The sequence below is a fragment of the Microlunatus parietis genome (genome assembly GCF_013407955.1).
GTDB lineage: Bacteria > Actinomycetota > Actinomycetes > Propionibacteriales > Propionibacteriaceae > Microlunatus > Microlunatus parietis.
Window position 1 is genome coordinate 2,867,585 of record NZ_JACCBU010000001.1, and the last position, 16,779, is coordinate 2,884,363.

The 16,779-nt window shown below is 71.0% G+C and carries 16 protein-coding genes; 13 read left to right on the forward strand and 3 right to left on the reverse strand.

Annotation, left to right across the window (positions count from 1 at the left end):
* The first annotated feature begins 51 nt into the window (after nt 1-51).
* The 4 genes from BKA15_RS13730 to BKA15_RS13745 are packed head-to-tail and all read left to right on the forward strand — an operon-like array spanning nt 52 to nt 3,461.
* Nucleotides 52-825 (forward strand): SDR family NAD(P)-dependent oxidoreductase, encoded by a 774-nt coding sequence (locus BKA15_RS13730; RefSeq protein WP_179751603.1) that lies wholly within the window; start codon nt 52-54, stop codon nt 823-825.
* 30 nt (nt 826-855) lie between these two features.
* The gene (locus BKA15_RS13735) at nt 856-2,256 is read left to right on the forward strand and encodes an acyl-CoA synthetase (RefSeq protein ID WP_179751604.1); all 1,401 of its coding nucleotides are present in this window, start codon (nt 856-858) and stop codon (nt 2,254-2,256) included.
* A gap of 24 nt (nt 2,257-2,280) precedes the next feature.
* A complete protein-coding gene (locus BKA15_RS13740) occupies nt 2,281-3,231 on the forward strand; it encodes a BUD32 family EKC/KEOPS complex subunit (protein WP_179751606.1) in 951 nt (316 codons plus the stop codon).
* Between the two features lie 11 nt (nt 3,232-3,242).
* On the forward strand, nt 3,243-3,461 hold the full coding sequence (locus BKA15_RS13745; protein WP_179751609.1) for a cold-shock protein: 219 nt from the start codon (nt 3,243-3,245) through the stop codon (nt 3,459-3,461).
* A 1-nt stretch (nt 3,462) separates the two neighbouring features.
* On the opposite strand, the gene BKA15_RS13750 is transcribed toward BKA15_RS13745, so the two are convergent.
* The gene (locus BKA15_RS13750) at nt 3,463-4,227 is read right to left on the reverse strand and encodes an SDR family NAD(P)-dependent oxidoreductase (protein ID WP_179751611.1); all 765 of its coding nucleotides are present in this window, start codon (nt 4,225-4,227) and stop codon (nt 3,463-3,465) included.
* A gap of 94 nt (nt 4,228-4,321) precedes the next feature.
* Here BKA15_RS13750 and BKA15_RS13755 point away from each other — a divergent pair, with 94 nt between their 5' ends.
* The 9 genes from BKA15_RS13755 to BKA15_RS13795 all read left to right on the forward strand — a co-directional run bounded on the left by BKA15_RS13755 (nt 4,322) and on the right by BKA15_RS13795 (nt 14,231).
* Nucleotides 4,322-4,954, forward strand: coding sequence for a TetR/AcrR family transcriptional regulator (locus tag BKA15_RS13755; RefSeq protein WP_179751612.1), 633 nt, complete (start codon nt 4,322-4,324; stop codon nt 4,952-4,954).
* Nucleotides 4,955-5,060: 106 nt separating this feature from the next.
* Complete coding sequence (locus BKA15_RS13760) at nt 5,061-5,909, forward strand: phosphatase PAP2 family protein (protein WP_179751614.1); 849 nt, start codon at nt 5,061-5,063, stop codon at nt 5,907-5,909.
* 42 nt (nt 5,910-5,951) lie between these two features.
* Nucleotides 5,952-7,739 (forward strand): glycoside hydrolase family 35 protein, encoded by a 1,788-nt coding sequence (locus tag BKA15_RS13765; RefSeq protein WP_179751616.1) that lies wholly within the window; start codon nt 5,952-5,954, stop codon nt 7,737-7,739.
* Nucleotides 7,740-8,012: 273 nt separating this feature from the next.
* Nucleotides 8,013-8,951: a TauD/TfdA family dioxygenase gene (locus BKA15_RS13770; RefSeq protein ID WP_312879020.1), complete on the forward strand. Its 939-nt coding sequence runs from the start codon at nt 8,013-8,015 to the stop codon at nt 8,949-8,951.
* Entirely contained in the window at nt 8,944-9,930 is a 987-nt protein-coding gene (locus tag BKA15_RS13775) for an ornithine cyclodeaminase family protein (RefSeq protein WP_179751618.1), read from the forward strand. Before BKA15_RS13770 ends, BKA15_RS13775 begins: the two co-directional genes overlap by 8 nt.
* Nucleotides 9,921-11,282, forward strand: coding sequence for an alanine racemase (locus tag BKA15_RS13780; RefSeq protein WP_312879021.1), 1,362 nt, complete (start codon nt 9,921-9,923; stop codon nt 11,280-11,282). The genes BKA15_RS13775 and BKA15_RS13780 overlap by 10 nt, the downstream gene beginning before the upstream one ends.
* Nucleotides 11,283-11,293: 11 nt before the next feature.
* Complete coding sequence (locus BKA15_RS13785; RefSeq protein ID WP_218871302.1) at nt 11,294-12,304, forward strand: PLP-dependent cysteine synthase family protein; 1,011 nt, start codon at nt 11,294-11,296, stop codon at nt 12,302-12,304.
* 107 nt (nt 12,305-12,411) lie between these two features.
* Nucleotides 12,412-12,876 carry a pyridoxamine 5'-phosphate oxidase family protein gene (locus BKA15_RS13790; RefSeq protein WP_179751622.1) on the forward strand — a complete coding sequence of 155 codons (465 nt, stop codon included), beginning with the start codon at nt 12,412-12,414 and terminating at the stop codon, nt 12,874-12,876.
* 26 nt (nt 12,877-12,902) lie between these two features.
* Nucleotides 12,903-14,231: an acyltransferase family protein gene (locus tag BKA15_RS13795; protein ID WP_179751624.1), complete on the forward strand. Its 1,329-nt coding sequence runs from the start codon at nt 12,903-12,905 to the stop codon at nt 14,229-14,231.
* Nucleotides 14,232-14,238: 7 nt separating this feature from the next.
* Here the strand turns inward: BKA15_RS13795 and BKA15_RS13800 are convergent, their stop codons facing one another.
* Nucleotides 14,239-15,396, reverse strand: a complete 1,158-nt coding sequence (locus BKA15_RS13800) for an enolase C-terminal domain-like protein (protein WP_179751626.1) — start codon at nt 15,394-15,396, stop codon at nt 14,239-14,241.
* Nucleotides 15,397-15,421: 25 nt separating this feature from the next.
* Nucleotides 15,422-16,732 (reverse strand): alpha-amylase family protein, encoded by a 1,311-nt coding sequence (locus BKA15_RS13805; protein ID WP_179751628.1) that lies wholly within the window; start codon nt 16,730-16,732, stop codon nt 15,422-15,424.
* Nucleotides 16,733-16,779 lie beyond the last annotated feature (47 nt).

Sequence of the window (16,779 nt, forward strand, 5' to 3'; positions counted from 1 at the left end):
GGGCACTCTCCTTGACCTTGACACCGGTGTCACGATCTTAGGCTCGCCGGCATGACCGAAACCGACCCGACCCCGACAGCGGACCAGGAGCCCACGCGCCGGACAGCGCTCGTCACGGGAGGCGGCTCGGGCATCGGGCGGGCCGTCGCGCTGGCCCTCGCCGAGGCCGGCCTGGACGTCCTCGTCACCGGCCGGCGGCCCGCCGCACTGGCCGAGACGGCCGCCCGGCACCCCGCCATCAGGACCCACGTCGCCGATGTGGCCGACCCGGATGATCATGAGGCGATCGTCGCCGCCGCGGCCCGATCGGGCCGGATCGATGTGCTGATCAACAACGCGGGCATCGGCGCGCCCGGCGACCTGGGCGACATCGCAGCCGACGTGGCCCGGCAGACCTGGTCGACCAACGTGCTCGGCCCGATCCTGCTCACCCAGGCCGCGCTGCCGTACCTGATCAAGGCCCGCGGCTCGATCATCAACATCTCCAGCACGTACGGCGTCAAGCCGGCCCCTGGTCACAGCGTGTACGGCGCCAGCAAGGCCGCCCTGGAGCACCTGACCCGGAGCTGGGCCCTGGAGCTCGCCGAGCACGGGATTCGGGTCAACGCCGTCGCCCCCGGTCCGACCGAGAGCGAGGCCCTGCTGCGGATGGGCCTGTCGGACGAGCAGATCGCCGCGATCAAGGACGAGGAGCGGCGACTGATCCCGCTGCGCCGCCGCGGCGAGGTCGAGGACGTCGTGCCCTGGGTGGTCGCGCTCGCCGATCACCGCGGCTGGGTCACCGGTCAGATCATCGGCGTCGACGGCGGCTACGCCCTGACCTGACCGGCGAGTCCGCTCGCTACCCTTCGAGGCATGCGCTCACCCGGGGCCGTCCCGCTGCTGTCGTCGTTGACCGGCCCGGAGCGGACCGCGGTCACGATCGACGGCGCCGAACTGACCCGCCGCGAACTGTTGCGCCGGGCCACGGCGACCGCGGCCGGATTGCGTGACTCCGGGGTCCGGCGGGTCGCGGTGCACGCAGCGCCGACGCCGGAGACCGTGATCGCACTGGTCGGTTGCCTTCTCTCCGGTACGACAGCGGTGCCGGTCCCGCCCGACGCCGGGGCGAGCGAACTCGCTCACGTGCTCAGCGATGCCGAGCCGGACGGCTGGCTCGGCTCGGTCCCACCGGATCCGGGCGGCCTGCCGGTTCGTCCCGTCGCCGCCGACGCCGACCCGCTGGCCCTGCCGGAACCCGATCCCGCCGGCCCGGCGCTCATCCTCTACACGTCCGGCACCACCGGGCCGCCAAAGGGAGTCGTCCTCTCCGGCGCCGCGCTCGCGGCCGGGATCGACGCGTTGACCGAGGCCTGGCAGTGGACCGCCGACGACACGCTGGTGCACGGGCTGCCGCTCTTTCACGTCCACGGCCTGGTGCTCGGCCTGTTCGGACCGCTGCGGATCGGCAGCCCGCTGGTGCATACGGGGCGTCCCACCCCGGAGGCGTACGCGAGCACGGCCGGCACCCTCTACTTCGGCGTGCCGACGGTCTGGTCCCGGATCGTCGCCCAGCCGGACCTGGCCCGTCGCCTCGCCAAGGCAAGGCTGCTGGTCTCGGGCAGCGCGCCGTTGCCGACCCAGACCTTCCACCGGCTCGCCGAGCTGACCGGAGCCCCGCCGGTCGAGCGATACGGGATGAGCGAGACCTTGATCACGATCAGCACCCGGGCCGACGGCGAGCGCCGCCCCGGCTGGGTCGGCCTGCCGCTGCCCGGGGTGCGGACCAGACTCCGCGACGACGCCGGCCGCGAGTTGCCCCACGACGGCGAGACGATCGGCAGCCTCGAGGTGGCCGGCCCGATGATCTTCGACGGCTACCTCGGCCGGCCGGACGCGACGGCGGCCGCGATCACCGACGACGGCTACGTCAGGACCGGGGACGCGGCGGTGATCGACGCGGCCGGGTTCCACAAGATCGTCGGCCGGGAGTCCACCGATCTGATCAAGTCCGGCGGGTACCGGATCGGCGCCGGCGAGATCGAGTCCTGTCTCCGCGAGCACCCCGCGGTGGCCGATGTCGCGGTGATCGGCGTACCCGATGATGATCTTGGTCAGCGGATCGTCGCCTACGTGGTCGGCGACGGCGACCCGGGCGAGTTGATCAACCACGTCGGTTCCCGGCTGGCCCGGCACAAGCGCCCGCGCGAGGTGCGCTTCGTACCCGAACTGCCCCGCAATGCACTCGGCAAGGTGCAAAAACACCTGTTGGCCTGAGCGGTGATCCTGAATACTGCTGCGATGCCATCGACCTACCTGCACGGACCACGGCTCGGCTGGCCGCAGGCGCCGGCCGCGGTCCGGGACTGGGTCGCCGAGCGCGCCGGTACGGTCTCCGGCTTCGAGGACCGGGTCGGCGGCATGTCCACCGGACTGGCCACGGTCGTCACCGGCGACCGGCGCAGCGTCTTCGTCAAGGGCCTGGACGCCACCCTCAACTCCGCCGGCGAACGGTTCTACCGACGGGAGGCCGAGTTCGCGGCGCGGTTGCCCGACCTGCCGTCGATCCCCCGACTGCTGGATCAGGCGACGATCGCGGTCGATGATCATCAGTGGGTCGTCCTGCTCTACCCGGCCGCCACCGGTCTGCCGCCGCAGCACCCCTGGCGCGCCGCCGATCTGACCCGGGTCCTGGACGCCTGGCTCCCGGTCCGGGACGCCCTGGCCAACATCCCGGACTGGCCGCGGAACGACCTGATCGCACCCCTGTTCACCGGCTGGCGGACCATCGCCGCAAGTCCTGACGACCCGTGGCACGAGCTCGCGGCCGACTGGATCGACCGCGAGGAACGCTTCGTCGCCGCGGCCACCGAGACCGGCCCGTTGATCGGCGCCCACGTGGACCTGCGGGCGGACAACCTGCTGCTCGGGCCGGACGGTGTCTGGTTCGTCGACTGGGCGCATCCCGATCTTGCGGCGCCGTGGCTGGACCCGTTGATCATGCTCTGCGACGTCGTCGCGTCCGGCGGTGATCATGGCGACGGCGGCGAGATCGATGTGGCCCGGGTCTGGGCCGAGCATCCCGCCTGCGCCGGCGCCGATCCGGAGATCCTGATCGACGGCCTGTCCGCGTTCGCCGCGTTCATGCACGCCGGTTCGCTGAAGCCGCCGCACCCGGCCGTGCCGCACGGCCGGGCCTGGCAACGGCTGGTCTCCGAGCGAACGCTGCCGTACGTGCTGCGCCATCGTTAGTGTTGGGTCGCATGGCACGCGGCACGGTGAAGTTCTACAAGGCCGAGAAGGGCTGGGGCGCGATCTCGTCGCCGGAACTGCCGCCCGGCCTCGACGCGTTCGTCCACTTCAGCGCGATCGATGCCGAGGGCTATCGCGAACTCCACCAGGGCGACGAGGTCGACTTCGACTACGAGCCGGCCGTCCAGGACAGCTTTCGGTTCGTCGCGACCCGCGCCCGCAAGCTCTGACTCAGTCGAGCACGGAGAAGATCACCTCGGCCCGGTTCCGGTCGGTTGCGAGCTGCCAGGCCTGCTCGGCGATCTCGTCCGGGTCCAGCGACATGGCCGCGAGCCGTTCGGCGTCGAGCCCGGCGGCGGCCAACTCCTCCTTGCGGTCGGTGACCATGGCGTTGTAGATGTCGCCGCCGCGGACCCCGCCGCCGATCACGATCGACCCGGCGTACACCCCGCGGTCGGCCAGCGCCGCGTGCAGGGTCGCCGCGTAGTTGCGCAGCGCCGCCGCGGCCAGGGCGACGTTGCCCAGTTCGGGCATCGGCCGGACCGCACTCAGTCCGGTCGGCAACAGGATCGTCCCGCGACCTCGCTCGATCATCCCGGGCAACACCGCGGACACCGCGTCGACGGCGGAGTACACGAGAGTGAACGCGTCCCGGACCGAGTCCACCGTGGTGGCCACGATCGGCACCGGGAAACTGCCCGGGTCCATCGCCGCCGGGCCGTGGTAGAGCACCTCGATCGGACCCAGCCGCCGCTCGATCCGGTCCAGCACCGCCAGAAGTTGATCATGGTCGTTGACGTCGGCGACTTCGGCGATCGCAGCGGCCGGGCCGTCGGAAAGCTGGGCGAGATACGTCCCGTGGCGAGCGTCGGTCCGGGACACGACGGCAACCGGATGGCCGGCCCGGGCGAAACGGCGCGCCATCGCGAGGCCAAGGCCCGGGCCCACGCCGAGGACGACGGCCGCGCCCGGCTCGGTGATCGAGGAATCATTCATGACTGGTTCGCTCCTTCGATAAGTTGAGGCGTACCTCAAGTTCAGCCGACTGTACCTTAACTTGAGGGTGGCCTCAAGTAGTAGCGTTGGCGGTATGGCATCGAACCCCCGCGGCCGACGCCGGGATGCGGCCGCGAATCGCGAGAAGCTGCTCGCGGCGGCCGGCGACCTGTTCGCGGAGCGCGGGTTGGCCGCACCGCTGGAGGAGGTCGCACGGCGGAGCCAGGTCAGCATCGGAACGCTGTACAACCACTTCCCGACCCGCGAATCGCTGTTCGACGCGATCTATCCGGACCGCCTCACGGGTCTCCGGGTCGCCGGCGAGAAGGCGTTGAGCGACCCCGATCCGTGGGCCGGGTTCCGGGACTTCCTGATCACCGTCTTCGAGTTGCAGGCCGCGGACCGTGGGCTGAACGACGCCATGACTCTTCGCTACCCGGCCGCGGCGGCCATGTCGGAGGCCTGCGATCGTGGGTACGCCAGCATCGAGCAGATCGTGGACCGGGCCAAGGCCGAGGGCGTCCTGCGGGCCGACTTCACCCTGCCGGACCTGGCCTGCCTGATCTGGGCCACGTCGCGGGTGATCACCGCCACGGTCGACGTCGCGCCGGAGGCCTGGCGGCGCTATCTCGACCTCCAGCTCGACGGCCTGCGTGCCGCGGCGGCCCATCCGTCCGAGGTGCCCCCGATGACGGCCGAGCAGGTCGCCGCCGCGATGCGGGCCTGATCGCGATCCGCCCACGGTCTCAGCACGGATCGGTCCGAGGTCTCGAGTCCTGCCTCAGCTGACCGGATCCCCTGGATCCGCCGATTTCGCGTGGCACCGTTGACGCGTGACCACCCAACAGCTCGACACCGTGCCGATGGAGATGCCCGCGCGCGCACCTGCCCGCAGCCGGTACGTCGGCGGCGGCGCGATCGCCATGATCATCGGCCTCGTCGGGACGATCCTGCTGGTCCGGGTCGCGGTGCTCAGCCGGACCGGTCAGCAGCTCGACGCCGAGGCGACCGAGGCCCTGCACACCGGCCGGGGCGCGCTGGAGCCGCTGTTGTCCGCGCTCGGCACGATCTCGACCGGTACGGTCGCGTTGGCCCTGGCCGCCTGCGTGGTGCTCGCCCTGATCCGGCGCCGGTTCGCCGCGGCGGGTGCCGCCGTCCTCATCGTCGGCGGCGCGAACGTCACCACCCAGTTGATCAAGCTGCTGGTGGACCGGCCGAACTTCGGTGACGGTTCCCACAACAGCCTGCCCAGCGGGCACACCACGGTCGTGGTGTCGATCGTGCTGGCGGCGCTGCTGGTCGCCCCGGTCGGCCTGCGCGCGCTCTCCGTGCTGCTCGGCTCGTTCGCGATCGTGTTCATCGGCATCTCCACCGTGGTGGCCGGCTGGCATCTGCCGAGCGACGTCCTGGCGGCGCTGACGGTGACCTTGGCCTGGGCCGGCCTGGCGGTGCTGCTGTTGTCGTTGCGGCCCACGGAACGGCCGACCGGCGGAGTCGGCGCCTTCTTCCTGGCCGCCCTCGGTGCGGGTGCCGGGGTGATCGCGCTCGTGGTGACCGGCGTCCGGCCGGATGGCGGCTGGAGCGGGATCGAGCCGGCGCTGACCGTACTCGCCGTGATCATGGGCGGGACCGCCCTGACCGTCGCGTGGTTCACCCGGCTGACCTCCGCGCACGCTCGCTGACCCGCGCCGATTCCGGTCCGGGCGGGCTGGCACACTCCTGGGGTGACCGAGACCCAGCCACGCGTGACGATCGAGGACGGACACTTCGTCCGTGACGGCGAACCGCATCAACTCATCTCCGGCGCCCTGCACTACTTCCGGGTCCCGCCGGCCCTGTGGACCGACCGGCTGCAACGGCTGGCCGCGATGGGCTGCAACACCGTCGAAACCTATGTGGCGTGGAACTTCCACCAGCCGCGGCCCGACCGGGCGCCGTCCTTCGACGGTGACCGTGATCTTGGTGCGTTCCTGGACCAGGCTGCCGGGCTCGGCCTGGACATCCTGGTCCGGCCGGGACCGTACATCTGTGCCGAGTGGGAGTTCGGCGGCCTGCCGTCCTGGCTGCTCACCGATCCGGCGGTACGGCGAGCGCTGCGCACCAGCAACCCGGCCTACCAAGATCACGTCGATCGCTGGTTCGACGCCCTGATCCCGGTGATCACGCCCCGGCAGGTGACCCGCGGCGGGCGGGTGATCGGCGTCCAGGTGGAGAACGAGTACGGCAGCTTCGGCAACGACACCGCCCACCTGGCCCACCTCCGGGACCGGCTGATGGCGCTCGGCATCGACGTCTTCCTGTTCACCTCCGACGGCCCGGGCCGGCTCTGGCTGCAGGGCGGCACGCTGGACGGGACCCTCGCCACGGTCAACTTCGGGTCCCGGCAGGAGTCCGCGTTCGCCGCCCTCGTCGAGCAGCGGACCGGCGAACCGCAGATGTGCATGGAGTTCTGGAACGGCTGGTTCGACCACTTCGGCGGCGAGCACCACACCCGGGCCGGCGACGACGCGGCGGCCGAGCTGGCCGGCATGCTCGCGGCCGGCCGGTCGGTGAACTTCTACATGGCGCACGGCGGCACCAGCTTCGGCGTCTGGGCCGGCGCGAACGCCGTCGAGGACGGCGGCACGGTGATCTTGCAGCCGACGATCTCCAGCTACGACTACGATGCACCGATCGCCGAGGACGGCGTCCTCACCGCGAAGTACGACGCGTTCCGTGACGTGATCATGAAGCACACCGGAACGACGCCGCCCGAGCCGCCGCCGCTGCCGGCCCGGCTGCCCGCAGGCACCGCGACCGTGACCGAACGCGTCTCGCTGACCGCCGTGCTGGACCGGCAGCCGGCGACCGAGTCGATCACGCCGCTGACCTTCGAGGATCTCGGCGTGCAACACGGCGTCGTCCGCTACCGGACCGTCGCCGCCGGTCCGTACCCGGAGGCGAAACTGACCCTGGACGGCCTGGCCGACCTCGGCACGGTGATCATCGACGACCAGGTACGGGCCCGGGTGGGCCGGATGCCGCTCGACGACCGCTTCCCGGCCGGACCCGCCACCGTCGAGCTGGCCGAGCAGAACACGGTCGACGTCCTGGTCAGTTCGCTCGGCCGGATCAACTTCGGCCGGCACCTCGGCGACAGCAAGGGCCTGACCGCCGTTCGGCTCGATTTCCAGCACCTGATGGGATTCTGGCAGTCGGCGCTCGACCTCACCGAGCTGCCCGAACTGGACTGGGCCGGCCCGGAGCCCGGGCCCGGAGAGCCCGGCTTCCACCGCGCCGAGCTCGAGATCGAACGGCCGGCCGACGGCTACCTGGCGCTGCCGGACTGGCACCACGGCTACCTGTTCCTCAACGGGTTCAACCTCGGCCGCTACTGGAGCATTGGCCCGCAGCGGACCCTCTACGCCCCGGCCCCGCTGTGGCGGGCCGGGCGGAACGAGTTGATCATCGCCGAGCTCGGCGACGGTGCGGGGACCATGATCGAACTCCGGGACACACCCGACCTCGGTTGATCACGTAACCCACGCGCCCTGAGCCTGTCGAAGGGCCAGGCCTGATGTGCCTTGCCCTTCCGCCTTGCTCAGGGAGCGTTGGGCCCACTTCTGGCGGCAAGGGGTTTCCTCTAAGACAACCTTAGGTAAGCCTTGCTTAATGCGTCCCGAAGGACTAACTTCGCTGGCCGGGGAACGAGATCTCACTGCCGCCACGAAGGGAATCCGGTGTCCAGCTCTGCTCCGGTGCACGCTCCCCAGCCTCTCGCTATCCGCACCCTTTCCGCGGCGACCGTGGAAACGCTGGACGACATCGCGCGGGACCTCGCCGTACGGCTCGGGACGATGGACCATCCCGGACTGGTTCCGGCCATCGACGGTCGGTTGGCCCAGCTGCCGGCCGAGGCCGTGGCGGCGGTCCGTCCGCCCGGTGACGCCGGGGCGGTGATCATCTCCGGGCTCCAGGTCGACGACGCCCGGCTCGGCCCGACGCCGGGCAGCTGGCGGGAGGCTGCCGGCACCGGGCTCGAGTTCGAGTTGATCTTGCTGCTGCTGGCCCGGGCGGCCGGCGAGCCGTTCGGCTGGCGCGGCCAGCAGGACGGGCGGCTGGTCAACTCGATCGTGCCGTCGCGCGGCCAGGAGGCCTCGCAGACCGGCGCCAGCAGTGCCACCACGCTCGCCCCGCACACCGAGGACGCGTTCCATCCGCGGCGCGCGAACCTGCTCCTGCTCGGCTGTCTGCGCAACCCCGTCCGGGTCGGCACCACGATCGCGTCGGTCCGCCGGACCAGGCTCGACCATGATCAACAGCAGTTGCTGGCCGAGCCGGCGCTGCCGATCCTGCCAGACACCTCGTACGGGACGCACCATGATCAGGAAGCCGCGCCGGGCGTGCCGACGCTCTGGACCGGTCCCGACGGGACGACGCTGCGCTACGACCCGGCCTACACGCCGCTGGACCGGGCCACCCCCGCCCATCGTGCCGCCTATGCCCGGCTGTCCGGCGAATTGGACCGGGTCAGCGTCACCGCCGCCCTCGGTGCCGGCGAGCTGCTGATGATCGACAACGACGTGGCGGTGCACGGCCGGGTCCCGTTCCGAGCGCGCTACGACGGCACCGACCGGTGGCTCAAACGGATCAACGTGCGGCTCCGCGACCGCCCCCGGCGCCCGGCGGAGGCGACCGAGGACGGGTACGGCGAGGAACTCGTGGAGCCGTTCCGGCATGGGTGAATCAGCTCCGCTCCGGCTGCTCAGCCGGACCGATCTCATCGACGTCCCGTTCCCGCCCGCTGCGGTGGTGGCGGCCGTGGAGCAGGCCTACCGGAGCCTCGGCGCCGGCACCGCGGCCAACCCGACCAAGCTCACCGTCGGCGGCGTTCATGATCGTTCGGTGGCGTACGCGATGCTCGGCCGGGACACCGCGCGCGGCGTGGTCGCGATGAAGACGTCCTATACCTTCGGCCCGGACGACGACCGCGGCGGCAAGCGCTACACCACGATGATCATGCTGTACGACGACAGCACCGGCGCACCGATCGCGCTGCTGGACGGTTCCCGGATCGGCGCGCTACGGACGCCGGCCGTGTCCGCGCTGCTGGCCCGGGAGACGCTGCGACCCGGCGCCCGCAGCGTGCTCGTGATCGGCACCGGCGTCCAGGGGCGCGGCGCGCTGCCGCACCTGCTGGCCGCCAACCCGGGACTGGACCGGCTGATGCTGTACGGGACCCATCCGGACGGAATCGCCGCTGTGCAAGAGGAACTGGCCAGGCATCACCCGGACCGTGAGCTGGAACTGGTCGACGATCCGCGGGCGGCGGCCGGGCAGGCCGGCCTCGTGCTCGGCACCGCCGGCCCGGCCACGCAGGTCGCCGTCGAGGCGGATGATCTTGCTCCGGGCAGCACCGTCATCCTCGTCGGGTACGGTCTCGCGCCGTCCACCCTGGCCGGCGCCGACCGGGTGATCGCCACCAGCGCGGCCCAGATGGCCGTCACCGGCCGTGATCTTGCCGGGCCGGACGGCACCCTCCGCCCGGTCGACGCCGAGCTGCCCGACCTGATCGCCGGCCGGGCCGTCGGCCGGCAGGACGAAGGTCAGCGGATCTTCGCCTACAACAGCGGCCTGGTGCTGACCGACATCGCCGTGGCGCACGACCTGGCCCGCCGGGCGATCGAGCTCGGCCGCGGGACCGAGGTGGCGCTGTGGGTCTGACCGACCGGGAGTTGATCATCGGGAACGCGATCATGGCGCCGCCGCTGACCGCGTACCGGGATCCCTGGGAACGCGGGCTGCTGGCCGATCCGGACCTGCTCGCCGCCCTGGCCCGAGCCGCCGGTGGACCGTTCCACGTGCTGCATCCGGAGCGGGTGATCAGCAACGTGACGGCGTTCCGGGCCGCGCTGGCCGAGTCCGGCGTGACCGGCACCGTTCACTATGCGCGCAAGGCCAACAAGGCCGCCTGCGTGATCGACGCCTGCGCCCGGGCCGGGGCCGGGGCGGACGTGTCCAGCGTCGGTGAGCTGCAGGCTGCACTCGGTGCCGGGATCCGCGGCTCGGACCTGATGATCACCGGGCCGGCCAAGCCGGACCGGCTGCTCTGGCTGGCCGCCCGGCACGATGGGTTGATCGCGATCGACGCGCCGGACGAGCTGGAGCGGTTGATCATGATCGCCGGGCCGGAGCCGGCGCGGGTGCTGCTGCGGGTCCGGCCGCCGGGCTCGAGCAGCCGGTTCGGGTTCGGCGCCACCGAATTGGACGCCGCGGTCACCCGGATCGGCGACGCTCCGGCGCTCCGCCTGCACGGCTTCGGTTTTCACCTGTCCGGCTACGATCCCGCGGCCAGGACCCGGCTGGCCGGCACGTTGATCGAACGCTGCCTCGGGGCTCGCGCGCTCGGCCACCCGGCCGACACGATCTCGATCGGCGGCGGCTTCGCGGTCGACTATGCGGGAGCGTCCGAATGGGCCGCGTTCGCCGACGGTCTCCCCGGCGCCTGGTGCCACGGCGAGCAGGACGTCCGCGACCTGTATCCGTACCATGCGGAGGTCGCCGGCGCCGCCATGCTGACTGCCGTGCTGCGTGCCGACCGACTGGCCGAACGCCTGCGGGACAACGGAATCCGGCTTGCCGTCGAGCCCGGTCGGGCGCTGCTGGATCGGGCCGGCTGCTCGGTGTTCGGGGTCCTCGGCGTGAAGACGCTGACCGCGCGCGGGCTGCCGTACCGGATGATCACGGTGGACGGCAGCAGTCTCAGCCTGTCCGAGCAGTGGTTCGGCAGTGAGTATCTGCCGGACCCGGTCCTCTGGCCGGCGGGCGATCCCGCGGCCCTCCCCGTACCCACGAGTGTCGGCGGGGCCACCTGTCTCGAGTCCGACCTGCTCAGCCGCCGGCGCATCCCGCTGGCCCGGGAACCGCGGATCGGGGACCTGCTGGTCTATCCGAACACCGCGGGCTACCAGATGGACTCGAACGAGTCCTCCTTCCACAACCAACCGATTCCGCCGAAGTTCGTCCTGCACGCTGACCTTCGCTGGAGTCTTGATCAACTCGGAGAATCCTCATGATCGTCAGCCGCGTGACCGATCTGATCGGCCGCACTCCTTTGTTCCGGCTCGCCGAGACCGGCAGCGGAACCCGGCTGCTGCTCAAGCTGGAGCAGTTCAATCCGACCGGCGCCGCCAAGATCAGGATGGCCCGGTCGATGGTGCTCGACGCCGAGGCCCGTGGCCTGCTCCGGCCCGGCGGCCGGATCGTCGAGTCGACGTCGGGCAATACCGGGCTCGGGCTCGCCGTGGTAGCCGCCGAACGGGGCTACCGGTTCACGGCGGTGGTGGACCGGCACGCCAGTGCAGACAAGCTGCGCACGATGGCCGCGCTCGGCGCCGAGCTCGTCTTCGTCGGCGACGGTGATCATCTCGCGACCTCGGCCCGGGAGGACCTGGCCGAACAGCTGGCCGCGGCCGAACCGGGCGCCTACTTCACCGAGCAGCACAACAACCCGGCCAACGCCGAGGGCTACGCCGGGCTCGCCGACGAGTTGCTCGCCGATCTCGGCGGGGTCGATCTGTTGATCAGTGCGGTCGGCACCGGCGGCTCGTTGTTCGGCACCGCGAGGCGGCTCCGCGAGCAGGGGTCGACGGTCCGGGTGATCGGCGTCGAACCGGTCGGCTCGATCGCGTTCGGCGGCGACGGCGGACCCTATTGGCAGTCCGGCACCGGCACCCCGCCCGGCGCGACGATCGGCACCGCTGTCGACTACGCGCTGCTGGACGAGGGAGTCAAGGTGAGCGACCTGGACGCGTTCGCCACCGCCCGGGCCGTCGCGGCCAGCACCGGGCTGATGATCGGCGGTTCGGCCGGTGGCTCGGTCCACGTCGCGCTGACCCGGCTGGAGGACTTCCCGCCCGGCTCGACCGTCGTGACGATCATCGGCGACGGCGGCGAGAAGTATCTGGACACGGTCTTCGACGACGAGTGGATGCGGGCGCGCGGGCTCATCGACGAGTCGGTCGAGGAGCGGATCTCCGGCCTGCTCACCCGGCTCGCTCCCGACCGGGCCGCCGAGCCGGTGCTCAGCCTGGCCTGAGAGCTCGGTTCGCTGAGCCGGTCGATGATCACGAGAGGCTAAACTGAGTTCCCCTTTGTGGCACACCCCGCCGCGGGCTCACAACCGACACCTACGAGGTGGCACAGATGGCCGAGCTTGATCAACATCCGGAGCTGGACGTCCTGCCCGAGTGGCCGCGGGAGACGGTCGCGGTGCTGGTCACCCTCGACGCGGACAGCGGCGCTCCGCATGTGATCCCGGTCTCCTGGCCGGTCCGCGCCGATGATCGCCGGATCTTGATCAGCCTCCGCCAGAACCGCGGCTCGCTGGCCCGGCTGCGGGAGCGGCCGGGCGTCGCCCTGTTGATCGTCGGCGGCGGCGACATCGCGCTGAGCGTGCACGGAACGGCCACCGTGATCAGGGAGAAGCTCGCCCCGGACGGCGAGTACGCGGGCGTCCAGATCGTCGCCGACACGATCGAGGACCATCGCCAGGGCGCCTTCGCGGTGGCCGACGGGATCCGCCGCACGGTGCTGGATCCGGGCGAGCTGGCGGCGCTGGAGCAGCGGGTGGCCGAGTTGACGGAGTATGCCGCCAATTTGAACTCGTGATAACGCTTGGGTAACGTCGGGGCGCAATGGCACCCCGTACCACCGAATCACGTTCGAAGGTCCGCGACGCCTCCCTCGACAACGCCAAGGCGATTCTGATCGTCCTGGTCGTGCTCGGCCACGCGATCGAGGACGTACCCAAGGACGACGCGGCGGAATGGCTCTACCGAGTCATCTACCTGTTCCACATGCCGGCGTTCGCCTTGATCACGGGCTATCTCTCGCGTCGGTTCCAGGCCTCGGTCGGCTCCTACCTCAAGCTGTTCGGCGCGCTGCTGGTGCCCTACCTGGTGTTCCAGGCGGCGCATGCCCTGATCGAGGCGCCGCTCGAAGGTGAGCCGTTCGCGCTGGACGTGTTCGACCCGAAGTGGACCCTCTGGTACCTGCTCGCCGTCGCGATCTGGCGGGCGCTGACGCCGCTGCTCCGGGCGATCCGGTACGCGGTGCCGGTGTCGATCCTGGCCGCGCTCGGCTTCGGCCTGATCCCCAATCTGCCGGACACACTCTCACTCGACCGCGCGATCACGCTGCTCCCGTTCTTCGTGATCGGGCTCACCGTGACGCCGGAGAATCTCGACCTGGTGCGCCGGCTCGGACCGCTGGCCCTGTCCGCGATCTTCCTGCCGGTCGCCGTCGCCGTCACCTGGTGGTCACTCGACCGGCTCGGTGGCGACGACTTCTGGTTCAGCCGGTCCTTCCTGCAGCTCGGTGACGACTGGCTTGCGACCGGGTTGCTGCTGCGGCTGTGCAGTTACGGCCTCGGCCTGCTCGGCACGGCCTGGGTGCTGGCCGTCGCGCCGAAGCGCAACCTGCCGATCACCTACATCGGCGTGCAGTCGCTGTACGTCTACCTGCTGCACAGCGTGGCCCTGACCGCGTTCCGCGACAACGGTGTGATCGAGGGGCTGGACGAGCCGTGGCTGATCTTGGCCAGCGTCGGGTTCGCGATCGCGCTGTCGGCCGTCCTCGCCGCCAAGCCGGTCACCATGATCACAATGCCGTTCGTCCAGCCACCGTTCGGCAAGATCGGGAAGCGCGAGACCAGCGGCAAGCGCACGCCGGTGCGGCAACGGGTGCCGGACCGGGATTCCGTGCCAGCCTGGGATTCCGTACCGGTCCGGGACTCCGTGCCGGTCTGGGACTCCGTGCCGGTCTGGGACTCTGGCCAGTCCTGGCAGCCCGCGCCGGTCCCCGCCCGAGAGGGCCGGCCGGTCAACTCCCGGACTCGACCGGCTCCGGCCGTGCAGCACTCGCCGGCCCGGCGGGCCCTGGTCGAAGATCAGCCGCGCGGCGGCTGGGTGATCCAGGACGACACCCCACGGCCCCGGCGGGCGGCCGCACCGGTCTCGACCTGACCGGGCCTCAGTCCACGATCATCCGGTCGGCGTTCGCCGCGTAGAGCCGTTCCCAGTCGTAGCTGACGCCGAGCCCGGGCCCGTCCGGCAGGCCGACGCAACCGTCCTCACCAACCGCGTCCAGGTCCTCCGCGTAGTCGTCGGCATAGACCGGTGGGTGCAGCGGATTGCCGCTCTCCGGGTCGAGCAGCCCGAGCTCGTAGTAGTTCGTGTTCCGGATCGCCGCCATGCAGTGCCGCTGGGCCGGACCGGACGCGTGCACCTCGAGATCGAGCCCGATCGACTCCGCCGCGTGCGCGGTCTTCATCACCCCGGTGATCCCCATGTCCAGCTCGGGATCGGCGCGCAGGAAGTCGGTGCCGCCGTCCAGGGCGACCGCCATCCGCAACTCCAGCCCGCGGACGAACTCGGTGATCAACAACGGCGTCTTGATCTTGTCCCGGAGGATCTTGTGGCCGAACGGCGCGTTGTCCCGCATCGGGTCCTCCCACCAGTAGGCGCCGACCTCGTCGCAGACCCGGCCCAGCGCCAGCGCATCGGCCAGCGTCCGCAGCGAGTTGCCGGGATCGGTCATCACGTCGCTGCGTCCGGCCGATCCCTCGGCGGAGGCGCGCAGGGCGGCTGCCTCGGCGCGGTGATCACCGTTGGACGGACCGTGGATCTTGTAGCCCGGGATGCCCCGCCCGGCGCAATGATCGGCGAAGTCGCGATAGCTGGCCGGGTCGGACAGGCCGCCCAGCCCGTGGCCGCCGCCGACCGTGCTGACGTACGCGGGCAGCCGGTCCCGGAACCGGCCGAGCAGGTCCGACACCGACATCCCGGCCGCCTTGCCGGCCGCGTCCCAGAGCGCGATGTCGATCGCGCCGGCGCCGATCCGGTCGGACTTGGCCAGATTGCGATTGGCCCGGTCCCAGATCAGCTCGCGGTCGGTCAGCCGGCAGCCGATGATCGACCGGGCGATCGCGACCACCTGCGGAGCCGCCAACGGCGGGGCGCTCCACAGGGTCACGTAGTCGCCGGTGATCCCTTCGTCGGTACGGATCCGGACGCCGAACCGACGGATGGTCCGGGTCCGCGGCACCGCCAACGGCCGGCCGGCTTCGTCGTAGCCGTACCGGATCTCATGATCGAACTCGACCAGTTCGACCTCGGTGATCATGGACATGACGAGCTCCTCAGTTCGGGCATGATCACGATTCGAGCGGTTGCCAGAACCGTTCCTGGGCCTCGTGCTCGCGCAGCCCGATCCGTACCGCGTCCAGGCGTTCCATCGTCGCCCCGTCGTAGTGGCCGAGTGACAGCCCGTCGGCCCCGGCGTCGACCGCCGCCTTGATGCTGCCGCGGAGCGTCTCCGGGGTCGCGTTGGGCCGGACCCCGAGCGCCGCGATCAGCAACTGATCATCGTTCAGGGCCCGGCGGACCTTCATCAGCTTGGCCCGCTTGATCGCGACGCCCTCGGCCGTGCCGAGCTGATCGGAGTAGTCGGACTCGCGGACCGAGTCGACGTGCCGGAACGCGGATCTGAAGTCGAGCCCGGCCCGTTCCGGCGCCGCCATGTAGGTGTTGTAGCGCAGCTCGATCGGCCGGCCGACCCCGTCCAGGGCCTGCCGGACGTCGGCGAACAGGCCGGTGATCGAGCGCTTCCGGAACTGCAGCCAGGACATGAACGCGTCGTTCTCGATCAACAGACTGGACTCGCTGTAGTTCGCCTCGTCCAGCAGCTGCCGCTCGTGCAGCTCGGCCAGCCCGATCCGCTTCGACAGCCGGGCCAGGTGGCCGATCTCGTCGGTCAGCTCGGCCCAGTCCAGACCCTCGGCCGTCGCCTTCTCCCTGCAGGCGTCGCAGAAGCAGCCGCCGGTGGCCACACCGAGCAGGTGCTGCCAGTCGGTCGGCCCGGCCGAGTGGGTCCCGCCGTCGCCGCGGCCGGCGCCGAACATGACCAGGCAGGTCTGCAGGTAGTCGACGTCGTAGTTGATTGCCAGGTCGGTGAATAGGCCGATGATGTAGTCGCGGACGTCGGGATGGTTCAGGCAGGGCAGCGCGCGCTGGGCCTCGACCGCCTCGAACGCGCCGACGATGTTGCCGAAAACGTCGCGCTGCAAGGCGTCCGGGTAGTGCGCCCGCGCGTACTGGGCGTCGATGATCGTGTGCGAGATCTCGCAGCCGGTGCGCATGCCGCGGGCCCGCGCCCCGTCGATCAACACCTGCAGCCAGTCCGTACCGGCGAGGAAGTCGCGATCACTGGTCAGCGGCTTGATCCGGCCGTAGCGGTCGGCGGCCGGCTTCCAGTAGGCGCGGCTGTCCTCCGGCAGGTAGTAGCGCCGGACCGGATTGTGCGGGTAGTGCCGTGCGTGCAGCGGCCGCTTCTCCTTGTGCATCATGCCGACCAGGTACGCCGAGTTCACCTCCGCCCGGCTGGCCAGCACGTCCAGCGCATGATCAACTCCCTCGTCGGCCAGGTCCCAGGCATAGAGGCTGGCGGCGATCTCGTTCAGCGGCATCGGCGTCCCTTCGTCGGGTGGTGCACCATGGACCGGTCATCGCTACC